Raw genomic sequence first — 15,163 nt, 5'->3', positions numbered from 1 at the left:
GGGTGACCTGCCCGCCCGCTGTCCGAGCCGCTGGCTAGGATCACCGGGTCTGAGGGAGGACACATGCGGGGGCGTTTGCTGAACGGTCGGTACGAGTTGCTGGCGCCGATCGGTGCCGGTGGCATGGGGCAGGTCTGGCGGGCCCGGGACAGAAGCCTGGGCCGCGAGGTGGCGGTCAAGCTCTTCGTGCCGTCGACGTCGGCGGGCGAGAGCGAGGCCGATCAGCTCCTGGCCAGGTTCCGGCAGGAGGCCCGTGCCGCGGCCGCGCTCGACAGCCCGTACATCGTCGCCGTGCACGACCACGGCACGGACGACGGGACCCCGTACCTGGTGATGGCCCTGGTGCAGGGGCGCTCGCTCGACCAGGTGCTGCGCGAGAGCGTCCGGGTCCCGGTGGCGGACGCGCTGCGCTGGGCGGCGGACATCTGCCGCGCCCTGGACGCGGCGCACTCGGCGGGCGTCGTGCACCGCGACATCAAGCCCGGCAACGTAATGATCACCCCGGACGGCACCGCGAAGGTCGTCGACTTCGGCATCGCCACGTTCATGGAACGCGTCGCGGGCGACTCGCGCCTGACCCAGACCGGGCAGCTGCCGTTCGGCAGCGTGCCGTACCTGGCGCCGGAGCGGTTCCGCCAGGAGCCGGGCGACGGCCGCACGGACCTGTACGCGCTCGGCTGCGTCCTCTACGAACTCCTCATCGGCAGACCGCCGTTCACCGGTTCCGCGGCCGGCGTCATGTACAACCACGTCAACGACGCGCCGCTGCGCCCGAGCGCGGCACGCGGCGAGGTGACGCGGCCGGTGGAACGCCTGGTCCTCGACCTGCTCGCCAAGGACCCGGAGGACCGCCCGGCGGACGCGGCGACGGCGCTGGAACGGGTCCTGGCGGCGGCTGGGGCGCAGCCGCCGGGTGCGGAGTCGACGCGTACGAAGTCGTCCGATTCCGTACGTCCCGCTGAAGTGCCGCCCGACGTACAGGACTCGGTTGCCGATTCCCCCTCGGACCGTCGACCGGCGACCTCACCGGCGGCGGATCCGCCCCACGAGCCGACGGTCCGGGTGGGGAACCCGGGCGGAGATCCGGGCGAGGCGCCCGCGGTGGCCCGTATCGCGAACGCCGACACCCGACCGGCCGTCCACAAGGACGCCGCCGCTCCGGCCGCGCCGGACGCCCGGCAGCCCCGCTCCCGCAAACGCCCGCTGATCGCCGCCGCCCTCGTCCTCGCGGTCGGCATCCCGACGGGCCTGGGCATACGCTCCCTGACGTCCGACTCCTCCAACGATTCCAGCAACTCCGTAGGCAAGGACAAGGAAACGATCTACGAGATCGGCGTCGCCCACGACTCCCGCCACGTCGGCGCCCCCAGGGAAGGCGTCGAGCCGGACGAGTACGAGACCTCGGAGTTCAAGCAGTTCACCACGCAGCAACTGCGCACCGTGAAGTCCGCGTTCGCCGAGACGCTCGGCACCAAGGGCGGCGGCCGCTTCCGCATCGTCCCTGTGACGGCCGACCCGGACGTCAGCTCCCGCAAGATGCTGGCGAAGCACCCGCGCATGCTCGCCGTCATCGGCGACACCTCCGGCTTCGCCTGGGTGCACGACACGGACGAGGCGTTCCTCCCCGAGATCAGCACCTGCTCGGGTGTCGCCCACGCCGACGGTGCGTTCGCCATCCCCGCGGATGACGCGCGGCAGGGCACGGCGATGGCCCGCTACCTCCTGTCGCAGACGAAGGCCCGCCGGGTGCTGGTGGCGGAGGACGAGCTCTGGGCGAACCGCGAGGACGGCATCGGCACGGCGCTGCGCAGGGGCGGCATCACCACCGAGGCACTGAACACCAGCCCCAGCGACGTGAAGCCGCCCCAGATCCCTGCCCTGGCCACCAAGGCACGGGCGGAGGCGGTGGTGGTCCCTGCCAACTCGGACGCCGGAATGTGGACCAAGCGCCTCAGGGCTGACGGCTTCAAGGGCCCCGTGCTCACCCAGAGCAGCTTCGAGGGCGTCTGCCAGGACTCCGAGAAGCGGACGAGCACCGAAGCCACCGAGAAGAACGTCCCCGCAGGCGTCCTGCGCACCCGCAACTACACCGGCGAACCCGACCAGAACCTCCCCGCGCAGGGCAACCAGGAGCTGTACGACGGCGCGCTGGCCCTGGCCACAGCCCTCGGCAAACTCCCCGCCGACGACTCGGCAACCTCCCTGCGACACACCCTGGACCGCGAGATCCAGCGGGTCTCGGTCAACGGCGTACTCGACGAGGTGTCCTTCGAGAAGCGCCGTTCGGCACGGGGCCGCCCCGTGTGGATCGACCGCCGCGGCAACGGCACTTGGCAGGAAATCGGCAAGGTGGACGACAAGTACGAGCGCATGGGTCAGTAACCCGGGGGCGGACACCAAGCCCCGCCCGACGTCCTACCCGTGCTCCTCACCATGCTCCCCGAGAACACCCCGCGCGCCCACAGCCGCACGGATCCGCGCGGCAATGCCGGCGGCCTCGTCCGGCGACACGGCAAGGACCCCGTTCTCGGTCATCAGGGAATGGAACTGCTGCTCGCAGTAAGGGACTCCGGGCGGCAGAGCCGCGATGTGCCAGTGCAGATGACTGTTCCCCTGCCGGCTGCCGAGGGAGTAGAGGTAGGTCCGCTCGACTTCGAGGACATCTTCGACAGCGAGGGCGACTTCCCGCACGACGAGCATGAGTCGTACGTAGGCGTCCTCGTCGACGTCACGGACGACATGCTCGATGTGCGCCTTCGGCGCGACGAGGACCTTCCCGGGGAGGGTGGGCCACCGGTCGAGGAAGGCGACATGTGCCTCGTCCTCGAAGACGATCTCGTGCGGGTAGTCCGGATGCCCGCCGAGAAACGCACAGACAAAGCACGGCCCGCTCCGCGAACGCTCCATATAGGCCTCGAGATCCATGTCGTCACCCTGAGGCAGGGTCAGTTCGCTTCGCGGTGACCGCCACCGTCGCGTACTCCATCGTGAATCCGCCGCCCATCGCGTCGATGGCGGACCCGACGCCCTCAAGGACCTTCGCCAGCTTGTCCGGCGGGAGCTGGGTGAGGTTGCCGTGGGTGGGCAGCTGGTCCAGCCACGCGTCCCGACCATAGGACTGCTCCCAGTCGAACCGCCACTGCTCCGGGGCGCTGAACCCACCCACTGCCCGCATGCCGTCGGCGGCCTTGTCGAACATGACCTGATACACGTCCAGGGCTCGCTTCGGCAGCGCGTCGACGTTGAACGGGGAGTCCGGCATCACCCGCCGGAAGACCGTCGCCTGGGCTTGTGCCAGTTCGGGCGGAAGCTGGAACACATGCCAGAACGCCGCAAGGCGGCCGCCGGGCCGCAGCACGCGCGCGGCCATGGCCGCTCCCGCGACGGGGTCGATCCAGTGCCAGGCCTGCCCCGCGACAACGGCATCGAATTCCCGCCCGGCGGGATCCCACTCCTCGAACGTCGCCACCTCCGCCTCCACCCCGAACTGCCGCGCCAGTCCGGCCATCCGCGGGTCGGGCTCGACGCCAAGGACCCGGCAGCCGGCGGCCTGGAACTGCCGGGCGACGATGCCGGTACCGGAGCCGACATCGAGAACTTCGGGTCCCCCGGCGACGATCCGGTCCACGAGACCCTGGGGATACCGGGGCCGGGCCCGGTCGTACCGCTCGGCGCCAGAACCGAACGACTCGGCCACGTGCCGATACTGATGAGGCTTGAGGGCAGGGGGAGTTGATCCCTCCGAAGGTATAGTGGGCATGCGCCCACTATGGTGGGCACGTGCCCACTCGTCAACGGAGGAGCGGGCCCGCCCACCCCCGAAGTGGAGACACACGGTGCCGACAGGGGTAGCCATCCGCGACGCCCGCGAGCAACTCTTCGACGCGGCAGAACGCATCCTGCTCCGCGACGGCCCGAGCGCACTGACCAGCAGGGCGGTCACGACGGAGGCAGGCTGTGCAAAAGGCGTCCTGCACCGCCACTTCACGGACTTCGACGCGTTCCTGGCAGAACTGATCCTGGACCGCATCGCGGTTGTCGAACGTCAATCCGCCGCCCTATGCGAAGCCGCCGGAACCAGCACGGTCACGGCCAACCTCACCACGGCCGTGACGACCCTGTTCGGAGGCTCGATCGCGGCGTCGATCGTCGCCCTGATCACCTTCCGAGACGACCTCAGAACCCGCCTCCGCGAAACGAGACCAACCCCCGGCATCCCCCTCCTGACGGAGGCCACGACCATGCTCGCCTCGTACCTGACCGCCGAACGGGACCTGGGCCGCATCACCCCCGGCGCGGACATCACCACCCTCGCCCCCACCCTGATCGGCGCCGCCCACCTCCTCTTCGCCGACCGGAGCGGCGCCCCGCCGGAGGCAGCGGCAGTCCAGAGAACCGTGACCACGGTGCTGGCAGACGCCGTACGGATTCCGGACCGCCCCTAGGCTCGGGCGAGATGCACACGGAACACGACCACATCCGAACCTGGCTGACCGGCCGTCAGCACTGGACCCTCGGGGCCGACACCTCCGACCGCTTCAACACCTTCCTGCGCGGCTTCCCCTGGACGACGAGCCGGGTCAGCACGCGTTCACGTACCTCATGTACTCCTGGCGCGAACCCGGCATCGTCTGCCGCACCGTCGACGCCATGAAAGACCTAGACCTGCTCTTTTCCTCGGCCCCGGGCCCGAGGTACTTCTGCGGTGCCGATCTGGTGAACGGTGTCCCGCGTCCGGTATTCGGTGACTTCGCGGAGTACGACGGCCACGATGTCGTCACGGCGTACGGAGCGAGGACTTCCGGATCGACGAAAGAGAGCCATGAGCACACCGCCCCCGCCGGGGCGGTCCACCGTCCACGAGGACGCGTCACCCCGGCCCGAGAGTCCGAGGGGCGAGACGGATGTAAACCCCACGAAACCCCCGTAGCTTCCTACCAATCCGCAACCTCGTGTGAACGCACCGTAGTCACCACCCCCGCGTGCACCTACCGTGTGCCCGTGCAACCGAGCCAGCCCAACCAGCCCACGCCCCCGTTCAACTTCCCCGCCGCCCGTCGCCTCCGCGAGGCGTTGGGGATGGCGCACGGGCATGTCGCCTACGGGATGCGGGCGAGCTACGGGCTCGCGTACATCACGCCCGAGACCATCGCCGCCTGGGAGCGCGGGCTCGCCGCGCCCACCTCCGCCGAGCTCACCGCGCTCGCGGGCACCCTGTGGTGCTCGCCCGGTGAACTCATGGGCGCCGCCACGACCCTGCGGGAGCACCGGATCGCCCGCGGGCTCGCCCCGGAGGACGTCGCTCGGGGGTCCGGCGTCGAGATCCAGGCGTATCTGCACATGGAGGAGACCAACACCTGGCGCGGCAACGACCGGCAGTCCGCCGCCCTCGCCGAAGTGCTGCAGCTGCCGCTGCAGGATTTCATCACCGTCACCGGGCGCGCCGACGAGCTCGCCGAGCTGCTGCGCAGCGCCGTGACCAGCCGCTGGCAGGGGCTCGTGCGGCCCGTGAGCAAGATGCTGCCCGTGCCGAAGCGGCACCTGGAGGACGTGCTGCAGCAGCTGCACACCGACTATCAGTCGCGGATGGTACGGACGCTGAGCTGGGGCGGCGGGACGGGTGCGGACGCGTCAGGTAGCGCCGGCCGCGACTACCTGGACCGGATCCTCGAGCACTTCTGGGCGCAGATGCGGGGGACTGGGACCGCCGGGCGCTGACACCCGGCAACCAGCCAGACCCACAGCTAGAAGACCGACTCCGCCTCGTCCATCCGGTCCTTCGGCACCGTCTTCAGCTCCGTCACCGCGTCCGCGAGCGGCACCATCACGATGTCCGTGCCCCGCAGCGCCGTCATCCGGCCGTAGTCCTCGCGGTGCGCCGCCTCCACCGCGTGCCAGCCGAAGCGGGTCGCGAGGACGCGGTCGTACGCCGTCGGGGTGCCGCCGCGCTGGACGTGGCCGAGGATGACCGGCTTGGCCTCCTTGCCGAGGCGGGCCTCCAGCTCGTACGCGAGAGCCGTACCGATGCCCTGGAAGCGCTCGTGGCCGAATTGGTCGATCTTGCCCTTGGTGTAGTCCATGGTGCCGTCGGCGGGGTGCGCGCCCTCGGCCACGCAGATCACCGCGAACTTCTTGCCGCGCGCGAACCGCTCCTCGACCAGCTTCACCAGGTCGGCGGGGTCGAAGGGGCGCTCGGGGAGGCAGATGCCGTGGGCGCCGCCCGCCATGCCGGATTCGAGAGCGATCCAGCCCGCGTGGCGGCCCATGACCTCGACCACCATCACGCGCTGGTGGGACTCGGCCGTCGTCTTGAGGCGGTCCATCGCCTCCGTCGCGACGCCCACCGCCGTGTCGAAGCCGAAGGTGCGGTCGGTCGAGGAGATGTCGTTGTCGATTGTTTTCGGGACGCCCACCACCGGCAGGCCCGCGTCCGACAGCATCTTCGCGGCCGTCAGGGTGCCTTCGCCGCCGATCGGGATCAGTACGTCGAAGCCGATCGACTTGGCGAGCGCGGGCGCGTCCTCGCAGGCCGCGCGGAAGCGGTCGCGCTCGAGGCGGGACGAGCCGAGGATCGTTCCGCCGCGGGCGAGGATGCCGCTGACCTCGTTGAGACCGAGGCTGCGGTAGCGGCCGTCGAGCAGGCCCGCGTAACCGTCCTCGAAGCCGATGACCTCGTCGCCGAAGTGCGTCACGGCTCGGTGCACGACCGACCGGATCACTGCGTTGAGGCCGGGGCAGTCGCCGCCTGCGGTGAGAATTCCGATGCGCATCGTGCTGTGTCTCCTGCTCCCTGTTGATACTTGTGAGCCGGTCCGATTGTTCCATGGCCGCGGAGGGGTCGCCGCTCGCGGCTGGGCCGCCGGATCCTGGGGAGGAGGGGCTTGGGGCCGCCCGACAGGGCCTTTCGTCCGGCGGGCGGCCTAGCCAGCCACGGAGGTATTGTCAAGGGGGCACGGCAACCTTATCGGGTCATTTGTGCAGCCTTGCCCGGTCTTGCCGGGACGGGTACCCAGACCGCAGCGAAGAAGGAGAGAGCACGCGTGACGCGCAGCGTGTACGTGACCGGGATCGACCGGGGCGACGGCCGCCAGGTCATCGAGCTGGGAGTCATGGAGCTCCTGACCCGTCAGGTCGACCGGGTGGGGGTCTTCCGGCCCCTCGTCCATGACGGGCCCGATCGTTTGTTTGATCTCCTCCGCGCCCGCTACCGGCTCGCGCAGGACGCGGCCTCCGGGTACGGCATGGACTACCACGAGGCCTCCGCGATCCAGGCCGAGCAGGGCACCGACGAGCTGGTCTCCCAGCTCGTCGACCGTTTTCACCGGGTGGCCAGGGACTACGAGGTCGTCCTCGTCCTGGGGACCGACTTCGCCGCCACCCAGCTCCCCGACGAGCTCGCACTCAACGCCCGTCTCGCCAACGAGTTCGGCGCCGCGGTCATACCCGTCGTCGGCGGCAAGAACCAGACCGCCGAATCGGTGCGCGCCGAGACGCGCAACGCCTATCGCGCGTACGAGTCGCTCGGCTGCGACGTCCTGGCGATGGTCACCAACCGGGTCGCCCCCGCCGACCGCGACGAGATCGACGAACGGCTCGCGGCCAGTCTGCCCGTGCCCAGCTACGTCCTGCCCGACGAGCCGGCGCTCGCCGCCCCCACGGTCGCCCAGATCACCCACGCGCTCGGCGGCCGGGTCGTCCTCGGCGACGACGCGGGCCTGGCCCGTGACGCGCTCGACTTCGTCTTCGGCGGCGCCATGCTGCCGAACTTCCTGAACGCCCTGACCCCGGGCTGCCTCGTGGTCACCCCCGGCGACCGCGCCGACCTCGTCGTCGGCTCGCTCGCCGCGCACAGCGCCGGTACGCCGCCCATCGCGGGCGTCGTGCTGACCCTCAACGAGCAGCCGGGCGAGGAGATCCTCAAGCTCGCCGACCGGCTCGCACCCGGCACCGCGGTCATCGCCGTCTCCGGCGGCTCCTTCCCCACCGCGGCCGAACTCTTCGCCCTGGAAGGGAAGTTGAACGCCGCCACACCCCGCAAGGCGGAGACGGCCCTCGGCCTCTTCGAGCGGTACGTGGACACCGGCGGCCTCCTCAAGCGCGTATCGGCGCCCAGCAGCGACCGCGTCACGCCGATGATGTTCGAGCACAAGCTGCTCGAGACGGCCCGCTCGGACAAGCGCCGCGTCGTGCTGCCCGAAGGCACCGAGGAGCGCGTCCTGCGCGCCGCCGACGTGCTCCTGCGCCGCGGCGTCTGCGACCTGACCCTCCTCGGCCCGGTCGAGCAGATCCGCAAGAAGGCCGCGGACCTCGGCGTCGACCTCACCTCCGCGCAGCTCATCGACCCGCAGACCTCCGAGCTGCGCGACGCCTTCGCCGCCAAGTACGCCGAGCTGCGCGCCCACAAGGGCGTCACGGTGGAGCTCGCGTACGACGTCGTCGCGGACGTGAACTACTTCGGCACGCTGATGGTGCAGGAGGGGTTCGCCGACGGCATGGTTTCGGGTTCTGTTCACTCCACGGCCGCCACCATCCGGCCCGCCTTCGAGATCATCAAGACCAAGCCCGACGCCTCGATCGTCTCGTCGGTCTTCTTCATGTGCCTTGCCGACAAGGTTCTCGTGTACGGCGACTGCGCGGTGAACCCGGATCCGAACGCCGAGCAGCTCGCCGACATCGCCGTCCAGGCGGCCGCCACCGCCGAGCAGTTCGGCGTGGAGCCGCGGATCGCGATGCTCTCGTACTCGACGGGCACGTCGGGTTCGGGCGCGGACGTCGACAAGGTGCGCGAGGCGACCGAGCTGGTGCGCGCGACACGCAGCGATCTGAAGATCGAGGGGCCGATCCAGTACGACGCCGCCGTCGAGCCCTCGGTCGCGGCGACGAAGCTGCCGGACTCCGAGGTCGCGGGCCAGGCCAGCGTGCTGATCTTCCCGGACCTCAACACCGGCAACAACACCTACAAGGCGGTCCAGCGCTCGGCCGGCGCGATCGCCGTCGGCCCGGTCCTCCAGGGTCTGCGCAAGCCGGTCAACGACCTGTCCCGCGGCGCCCTCGTCCAGGACATCGTCAACACCGTCGCCATCACCGCGATCCAGGCCCAGGGCCCGGCCAACGTGTGACCGATGACAGATATCAGATGACAGATATCCAATCCCGTACGACGTCTACAGAAAGCACCTCCCCCGTGACCGCCACCCGCGTCCTCGTCCTCAACTCCGGCTCCTCGTCGGTGAAGTACCAACTGCTCGACATGCGCGACAGCTCACGTCTCGCGGTCGGCCTGGTCGAGCGCATCGGCGAGGAGACCTCGCGGCTCAAGCACACCCCGCTGATCGGCGGCGGCGCCGAGGAGCGGGAGCGCGAGGAGCCGATCGCCGACCACGAGGCGGCCCTGAAGGCGGTCTCCGCCGAGCTGGCCGCCGACGGGCTCGGCCTTGACTCCCCCGAACTGGCCGCGATCGGCCACCGCGTGGTGCACGGCGGCCTGAAGTTCAGCGCGCCCACCGTCATCACGGACGAGGTGCTCGCGGAGATCCAGCGGCTCGTCCCGGTGGCGCCGCTGCACAACCCGGCCAACATCACCGGCATCCGCACGGCCCAGGCGCTGCGCCCCGACCTCCCCCAGGTCGCCGTCTTCGACACGGCGTTCCACACGACGATGCCGGAGTCGGCGGCCCGCTACGCGATCGACGTGGCCACCGCCGACGAGCACCGCGTGCGGCGCTACGGCTTCCACGGGACCTCGCACGCGTACGTGTCGCGCGAGACCGCCAAGCTGCTCGGCAAGGCGCCCGAGGACGTGAACGTCATCGTGCTGCACCTGGGCAACGGCGCCTCCGCGAGCGCCGTCCGCGGCGGCAAGTGCGTCGATACGTCGATGGGGCTCACGCCGCTCGAGGGGCTCGTGATGGGTACCCGCTCCGGTGACGTGGACCCGGCGGTCGTCTTCCATCTGGCCCGCGTCGGCGGGATGTCGATCGACGAGGTCGACGCCCTGCTCAACAAGAAGAGCGGCCTGATCGGGCTCTGCGGCGACAACGACATGCGGGTCATCCGGCGCCGCATCGACGAGGGCGACGAGGCGGCCGCGCTCGCCTTCGACATCTACATCCACCGTCTGAAGAAGTACATCGGCGCGTACTACGCGGTGCTCGGCCGGGTGGACGCCGTCGCGTTCACGGCGGGGGTCGGCGAGAACGCGGCTCCCGTGCGGGAGGCTGCCGTCGCGGGCCTGGAGGAGCTGGGGCTCGCGGTCGACGGCGAGCTGAACGCTGTACGTTCCGACGAGGCACGGCTCATCTCGCCGGAGTACGCACGGGTCACCGTGGCTGTTGTCCCGACGGACGAGGAGCTGGAGATCGCGCAGCAGACCTACGCACTGGTCGGGAATCGGCCATGACCGCAACGCCTGAGCGCGCCTCCGCCCATTTGTAGTTTCCACCAGACGGAATATTCCGTAGCGAAACAAACCGATAGGATCGCCCCCATGCGCCGTTCCAAAATCGTCTGCACGCTGGGTCCAGCCGTCGACTCCGAAGCACAGCTCGTCTCGCTGATCGAAGCCGGCATGAACGTGGCCCGATTCAATTTCAGCCACGGCACGCACGCCGAGCACTCGGGGCGGTACGACCGCGTCCGGGCCGCCGCCGAGAAGACCGGCCGGGCGGTCGGCGTCCTCGCCGACCTGCAGGGGCCGAAGATCCGTCTGGAGACCTTCGCCGAGGGACCCGTCGAGCTGGTGCGCGGTGACGAGTTCACCATCACCACCGATGACGTGCCCGGTGACAAGTCGATCTGCGGCACCACCTACAAGGGCCTGCCGGGCGACGTCTCGCGCGGCGACCAGATCCTCATCAACGACGGCAACGTCGAGCTGAAGGTCATGGACGTCGAGGGCTCCCAGGTCAAGACCATCGTCATCGAGGGCGGTGTCATCTCCGACCACAAGGGCATCAACCTGCCCGGCGCGGCCGTGAACGTGCCCGCCCTTTCGGAGAAGGACGTCGAGGACCTCCGCTTCGCCCTGAAGATGGGCTGCGACATGGTCGCCCTGTCCTTCGTGCGCGACGCCGACGACGTCAAGGACGTCCACAAGGTGATGGATGAGGAGGGCCGCCGGGTCCCCGTCATCGCCAAGGTGGAGAAGCCGCAGGCCGTCGAGAACATGGAGGGCGTCGTCGCGGCGTTCGACGCCGTGATGGTGGCCCGTGGCGACCTGGCCGTCGAGTACCCGCTCGAGAAGGTCCCGATGGTGCAGAAGCGCCTCGTGGAGATGTGCCGCCGCAACGCCAAGCCGGTGATCGTCGCGACCCAGATGATGGAGTCGATGATCACCAACTCGCGCCCCACGCGCGCCGAGGCGTCCGATGTCGCCAACGCGATCCTGGACGGCGCGGACGCGGTCATGCTGTCCGCCGAGTCGAGCGTGGGCGCGTATCCGATCGAGACCGTGAAGACGATGTCGAAGATCGTCACCGCGGCCGAGGAGGAGCTGCTCGCCAAGGGTCTGCAGCCGCTCGTGCCCGGCAAGAAGCCGCGTACGCAGGGTGGTTCGGTCGCCCGTGCCGCCTGCGAGATCGCGGACTTCCTCGGCGGCAAGGCGCTGATCGCCTTCACTCAGTCCGGCGACACGGCCCGCCGGCTCTCCCGCTACCGCGCCGCGCAGCCGATCCTGGCATTCACCACGGACGAGTCGACCCGCAACCAGCTGGCCCTGAGCTGGGGCGTGGACACGTACGTCGTCCCGCACGTGGACAACACCGACGCGATGGTCGAGCTGGTCGACGCCGAGCTGATCAAGCTGCAGAAGTTCAACGACGGCGACACGGTCGTCATCACCGCGGGCTCGCCCCCCGGTGTCCCCGGCACCACCAACATGGTCCGGGTGCACCACCTGGGCGGCGGCGACCGCGACTGACCCGCCCGTCCTGTACGCCACTGAGGGCGCCCCCTGTGAAGGGGGGCGCCCTCAGTGGTGTTGCGGCTCCCGAACGGGTCTGTCGCGACTGGAGAGATCAGTCGGTGATCGACTGGTGCAGCCCGGGGACGTGCAGGTTTCCGCCGAACTGACCGGCCTGCTTCACCTTCACGTCCGTGAAGTAGATCAGCGGGATGTTCAGCGGCGGCGGGTGCTCCGGGTCGAACGTGATCGGGATCAGGCCGAAGAGCTTGCCGGAGATCGACTCGGTGTACATCGTCGTCTCCCCGCCACGGATCGTGGAGGTGGAGCCCTTCTCGGCCTGCACGTGGTACTTCTTGCCGGCCGGTCCTTCGACGATCTGGTGCAGGTCGCCGATGTCCGTGTTCTGGATGACGTACTTCAAGGCCTGCTTGGTCTGGCCGTTGGGCTGCGTCAGGTTCACGACGCCCTGGTAGTCCGCGCCCTTGAGCGTCAGAGAGCTGGCTTCCAGGTGCCAAGGCTGGTTCGGGATCGGCGCGGGCGTCTGCTCGGCCTTTCCGTCGACCTTCTTCTCGACCACGCACGGGAACGGCTTCTTGCCGTTCTCGTCCGGTGCCATCGGGTCCTTGGCCTCGGCGCCCTCGTCGGTCGCGTCGTCCGCCGCCTTCTCGGCCTCTTCCTTGGCCTTGTCAGCCTTGTCGGCGGGGTTCCCGGCCTTGTCCGCACCGTCCTTGACGCCGTCCTCGACCTTGTCGGCGGTGTCCTCAACGGGCTTGGTGACGTCCTCGACCGTGTCCTTCGCCGTGTCCTCGGAGGACTCCTCCGAGGCGGAGGGCGTCGGCGTCGGCTCGGCGGACTCCTCCTCGTCGGGCGTGAAGAGGTCCTTGAGCGCGGGTCCGACACCCAGCGGGTCCAGCGGGTTCTCGGTCTCGGTCTCGGAAGGCTCCGGAGCGGGCTCCGTCTCCTCCTTGTCGGCGTCGTCGGACGGCGACGGAGTGGGCTCCGCCTCGTCCGCGCCGTCGTCGCCCGAGCCGGCCTTGTCGTCGGCGGAGGGCGAAGGCGTCGGCTCGGCGGTGTCCTTGCCGGCCTCGTCCTTCTCGGCCGCTTCCTGCTCGGCCTTCTCCTTCGCCGCCTTCTCCTCCGCAGCCTTGTCGGCCTCCTTCTCGGCGTCCTTGGACGCCTCGTCCGGCGCCGTGACACACGGGCCGTCCTGGAAGGGGTTCTTCGGCAGCGGCTTGGCCTGCGCGAGCTGCGGGGTCAGTCCCATGCCCATCAGGACGGCGGTCGGCATGGCCGCGATGGCTATCGCCTTGCCCGCCGGAACGTGCAGGCGGGTAAGGAGCGGCTTTCTGGGTGCCGCGTGGCGCGGCCCGGATCTCGCGCGGGACTGGCCCGCGGAGTCCTCATGGTGCACCTCGTCAGCCGGCACGGTGCCTCCCGTTCGTCCCGTTGTCCGGGCTCGTTCCTGACAGATCGTCCGTAGTGCCGCTCACCCCGTTCGCGGCCCCCGCGGCCGCGGGCTCCGGCGCCCCGTCGTCGGAGCCGTCGCCGTCCTGGTCGGCACGTCCCTTCGCGGGCTTGGCATCGGGCTTGGCCGCCGCCCACGAGATGCCGAGGGCACCGCCGATCAGGGCGAGCAGGAAACCGATGACGAAGCCGCCGAAGTTGGAGACCACCAGGGAGACCAGAGCGAGCAGAATCGCCGCGACACCCGCGAACACCCGGGAATGCGGCTGGAACCACATGGTCAGACCGAGCACGACAAGCAGGACACCGATGATCAGCGAACCGGCACCGGCGGTGGTCGCCATCCGGATCGTCATCGTGCCGAGCGTGAGGTTCGCGTACGGGAAGTACATGATCGGGATGCCGCCGAGCAACGTCAGCAGACCACCCCAGAACGGGCGCTGACCGCGCCACCCTCGGAACGATCGGCGCATCCGGCCGAGCTTGATGCCAAGGCCCACTTGCGCTTCGGCGCTCATGTCGTACAGCTCCTCGGGGAATGGCGTTTGGTTCTGTGTGTCCTGCGGTTTCGGGCACGGGGACGACTCACGTTCCGTCGCGTCCCCGCGCCCGGCCGTTCTTCGCAACAAGTACTGAATTAAGGCGTCAATTGCCTCAGTAGCACTCGTGCTTGCCCTTCTTGACCGACATCGCCAGGCCAGAGAGCTTGAAGGTGCCGGCGGTGGTCGCCCACGCACGCTGCTTGACGTCGGTGAACCGCACCTTGTCAGCCTGCTGCGCGAACGAGTCCGGGGCGTACTTGTCGCCCTTCGCCGGGCCGGGGCCCTTGGTGGTCTGGTCGACCGAGACGCCGATGTCGACGTTGGTGAACGTCGCGTCGGCCTTCAGGTCATCGGCGTCGATGTAGAGCTTCTTCGCCTCGACCCTCGGGCCGCCCTTGGCGCCGGCCTTGAGGGTCATCGACACATCGCCGAAGACCGGGACCGGGACGACAACGGACTGGCACAGGTTGGTGATCTTCGCCGATTCGAGGCCGACGACGGCGACCGGGTGGTTACCCGACTTACCGCTGTCAAGCGCCCCGTACTGGACGAATCCCTCGCCGTCGAGCTGGTCGGCAGTCACCTTGAACTGCTGACCGGACACACTGAACGATGCCGCCAGCGCACCCTGGGACAGGGCCACGCCTATCGCGGCAGTAGCCGCGACGCTCGGCACCATGACTACGGCGAACCGCTTCCATCTGGTTCCGCCACGAGCCACGGACTCCATGACTTTCCTCCTTCTCGGACGTACATCTCCGGCCCTGACTGCTCCCGTTCGGGCGGCTCAGTCGGGCAGGGATGGGAGAAGTGCTACGTCCTCGGGAAGGAGAGCGCCCGCATCGGAGGCGCGCAACTGCGCCCTAATCACCGGCGATCACCCCCGAGCGACAACCACTGGTCGCACGCAACACGCACAACCTGCCGGACAGGCCCTGCCGGATGGCAGAGACCCCCCTGTCCAAGACCGGTGACGGGGTGTCTCCGGCCTGCTCGGTGGGGACCCAGAAACCCCGCTCCCGATTGGCTGTCGGGCTGCGGGTTATTGGACCGAGCGTCGCCGATCGTGGTGCATTCTCGCCGCCCGCACAAGGGGGTTCGTTACTCGCTAGTAACGGCGCGATAACCGATGCACGACCGCGCGGTATCGGTCGGGCACGGACGGTGTCGTCAACGCGCGGAACAGACCGGGATGTTGAAGGACGCAACCGGACAGAAGACCGGCTCGGACTTACTCCAAGTAACAGCGGCCGCG

Annotated in this window: 12 protein-coding genes; 6 read left to right on the top strand and 6 right to left on the bottom strand. The window is 69.4% G+C overall.

The genetic code is table 11. The features are described 5' to 3' along the window. Positions 1-63: 63 nt before the first annotated feature. Positions 64-2,382, top strand: coding sequence for a bifunctional serine/threonine-protein kinase/ABC transporter substrate-binding protein (locus tag OG453_RS25890; protein WP_266870890.1), 2,319 nt, complete (start codon positions 64-66; stop codon positions 2,380-2,382). Positions 2,383-2,415: 33 nt separating this feature from the next. Here the strand turns inward: OG453_RS25890 and OG453_RS25885 are convergent, their stop codons facing one another. After that, positions 2,416-2,925 (bottom strand): HIT family protein, encoded by a 510-nt coding sequence (locus OG453_RS25885; protein ID WP_266870889.1) that lies wholly within the window; start codon positions 2,923-2,925, stop codon positions 2,416-2,418. A 4-nt stretch (positions 2,926-2,929) separates the two neighbouring features. Then, positions 2,930-3,760, bottom strand: a complete 831-nt coding sequence (locus OG453_RS25880; RefSeq protein ID WP_266870888.1) for a class I SAM-dependent methyltransferase — start codon at positions 3,758-3,760, stop codon at positions 2,930-2,932. 76 nt (positions 3,761-3,836) lie between these two features. On the opposite strand from OG453_RS25880, the gene OG453_RS25875 reads away from it, so the two are divergent. After that, positions 3,837-4,445: a TetR/AcrR family transcriptional regulator gene (locus tag OG453_RS25875; RefSeq protein WP_266870886.1), complete on the top strand. Its 609-nt coding sequence runs from the start codon at positions 3,837-3,839 to the stop codon at positions 4,443-4,445. A gap of 634 nt (positions 4,446-5,079) precedes the next feature. After that, the gene (locus OG453_RS25870; protein ID WP_323178714.1) at positions 5,080-5,718 is read left to right on the top strand and encodes a helix-turn-helix transcriptional regulator; all 639 of its coding nucleotides are present in this window, start codon (positions 5,080-5,082) and stop codon (positions 5,716-5,718) included. 26 nt (positions 5,719-5,744) lie between these two features. Here OG453_RS25870 and OG453_RS25865 read toward each other — a convergent pair whose 3' ends face one another. Continuing rightward, a complete protein-coding gene (locus OG453_RS25865; protein ID WP_266870882.1) occupies positions 5,745-6,770 on the bottom strand; it encodes an ATP-dependent 6-phosphofructokinase in 1,026 nt (341 codons plus the stop codon). A 270-nt stretch (positions 6,771-7,040) separates the two neighbouring features. Here OG453_RS25865 and pta point away from each other — a divergent pair, with 270 nt between their 5' ends. The 3 genes from pta (at position 7,041) to pyk (ending at position 11,917) form a co-directional block, all read left to right on the top strand. After that, on the top strand, positions 7,041-9,119 hold the full coding sequence (gene pta / locus OG453_RS25860; RefSeq protein WP_266870880.1) for a phosphate acetyltransferase: 2,079 nt from the start codon (positions 7,041-7,043) through the stop codon (positions 9,117-9,119). A gap of 65 nt (positions 9,120-9,184) precedes the next feature. Beyond that, the gene (locus OG453_RS25855; RefSeq protein ID WP_323178668.1) at positions 9,185-10,399 is read left to right on the top strand and encodes an acetate kinase; all 1,215 of its coding nucleotides are present in this window, start codon (positions 9,185-9,187) and stop codon (positions 10,397-10,399) included. A gap of 87 nt (positions 10,400-10,486) precedes the next feature. Then, positions 10,487-11,917, top strand: coding sequence for a pyruvate kinase (gene pyk / locus OG453_RS25850; protein WP_266870876.1), 1,431 nt, complete (start codon positions 10,487-10,489; stop codon positions 11,915-11,917). 97 nt (positions 11,918-12,014) lie between these two features. Here pyk and OG453_RS25845 read toward each other — a convergent pair whose 3' ends face one another. The 3 genes from OG453_RS25845 to OG453_RS25835 all read right to left on the bottom strand — a co-directional run bounded on the left by OG453_RS25845 (position 12,015) and on the right by OG453_RS25835 (position 14,638). Next, positions 12,015-13,328: a hypothetical protein gene (locus tag OG453_RS25845; protein ID WP_266870874.1), complete on the bottom strand. Its 1,314-nt coding sequence runs from the start codon at positions 13,326-13,328 to the stop codon at positions 12,015-12,017. After that, entirely contained in the window at positions 13,318-13,884 is a 567-nt protein-coding gene (locus tag OG453_RS25840; RefSeq protein ID WP_266870872.1) for a DUF6114 domain-containing protein, read from the bottom strand. The genes OG453_RS25845 and OG453_RS25840 overlap by 11 nt, the downstream gene beginning before the upstream one ends. Positions 13,885-14,020: 136 nt before the next feature. After that, positions 14,021-14,638: a DUF6230 family protein gene (locus OG453_RS25835; protein ID WP_266870871.1), complete on the bottom strand. Its 618-nt coding sequence runs from the start codon at positions 14,636-14,638 to the stop codon at positions 14,021-14,023. Positions 14,639-15,163: the final 525 nt, after the last annotated feature.

It is taken from the genome of Streptomyces sp. NBC_01381, assembly GCF_026340305.1.
In the GTDB taxonomy this organism is placed as follows: domain Bacteria; phylum Actinomycetota; class Actinomycetes; order Streptomycetales; family Streptomycetaceae; genus Streptomyces.
Note: the sequence above shows the minus strand (reverse complement) of the source record. Positions and strands in the feature narration are given on the sequence as shown.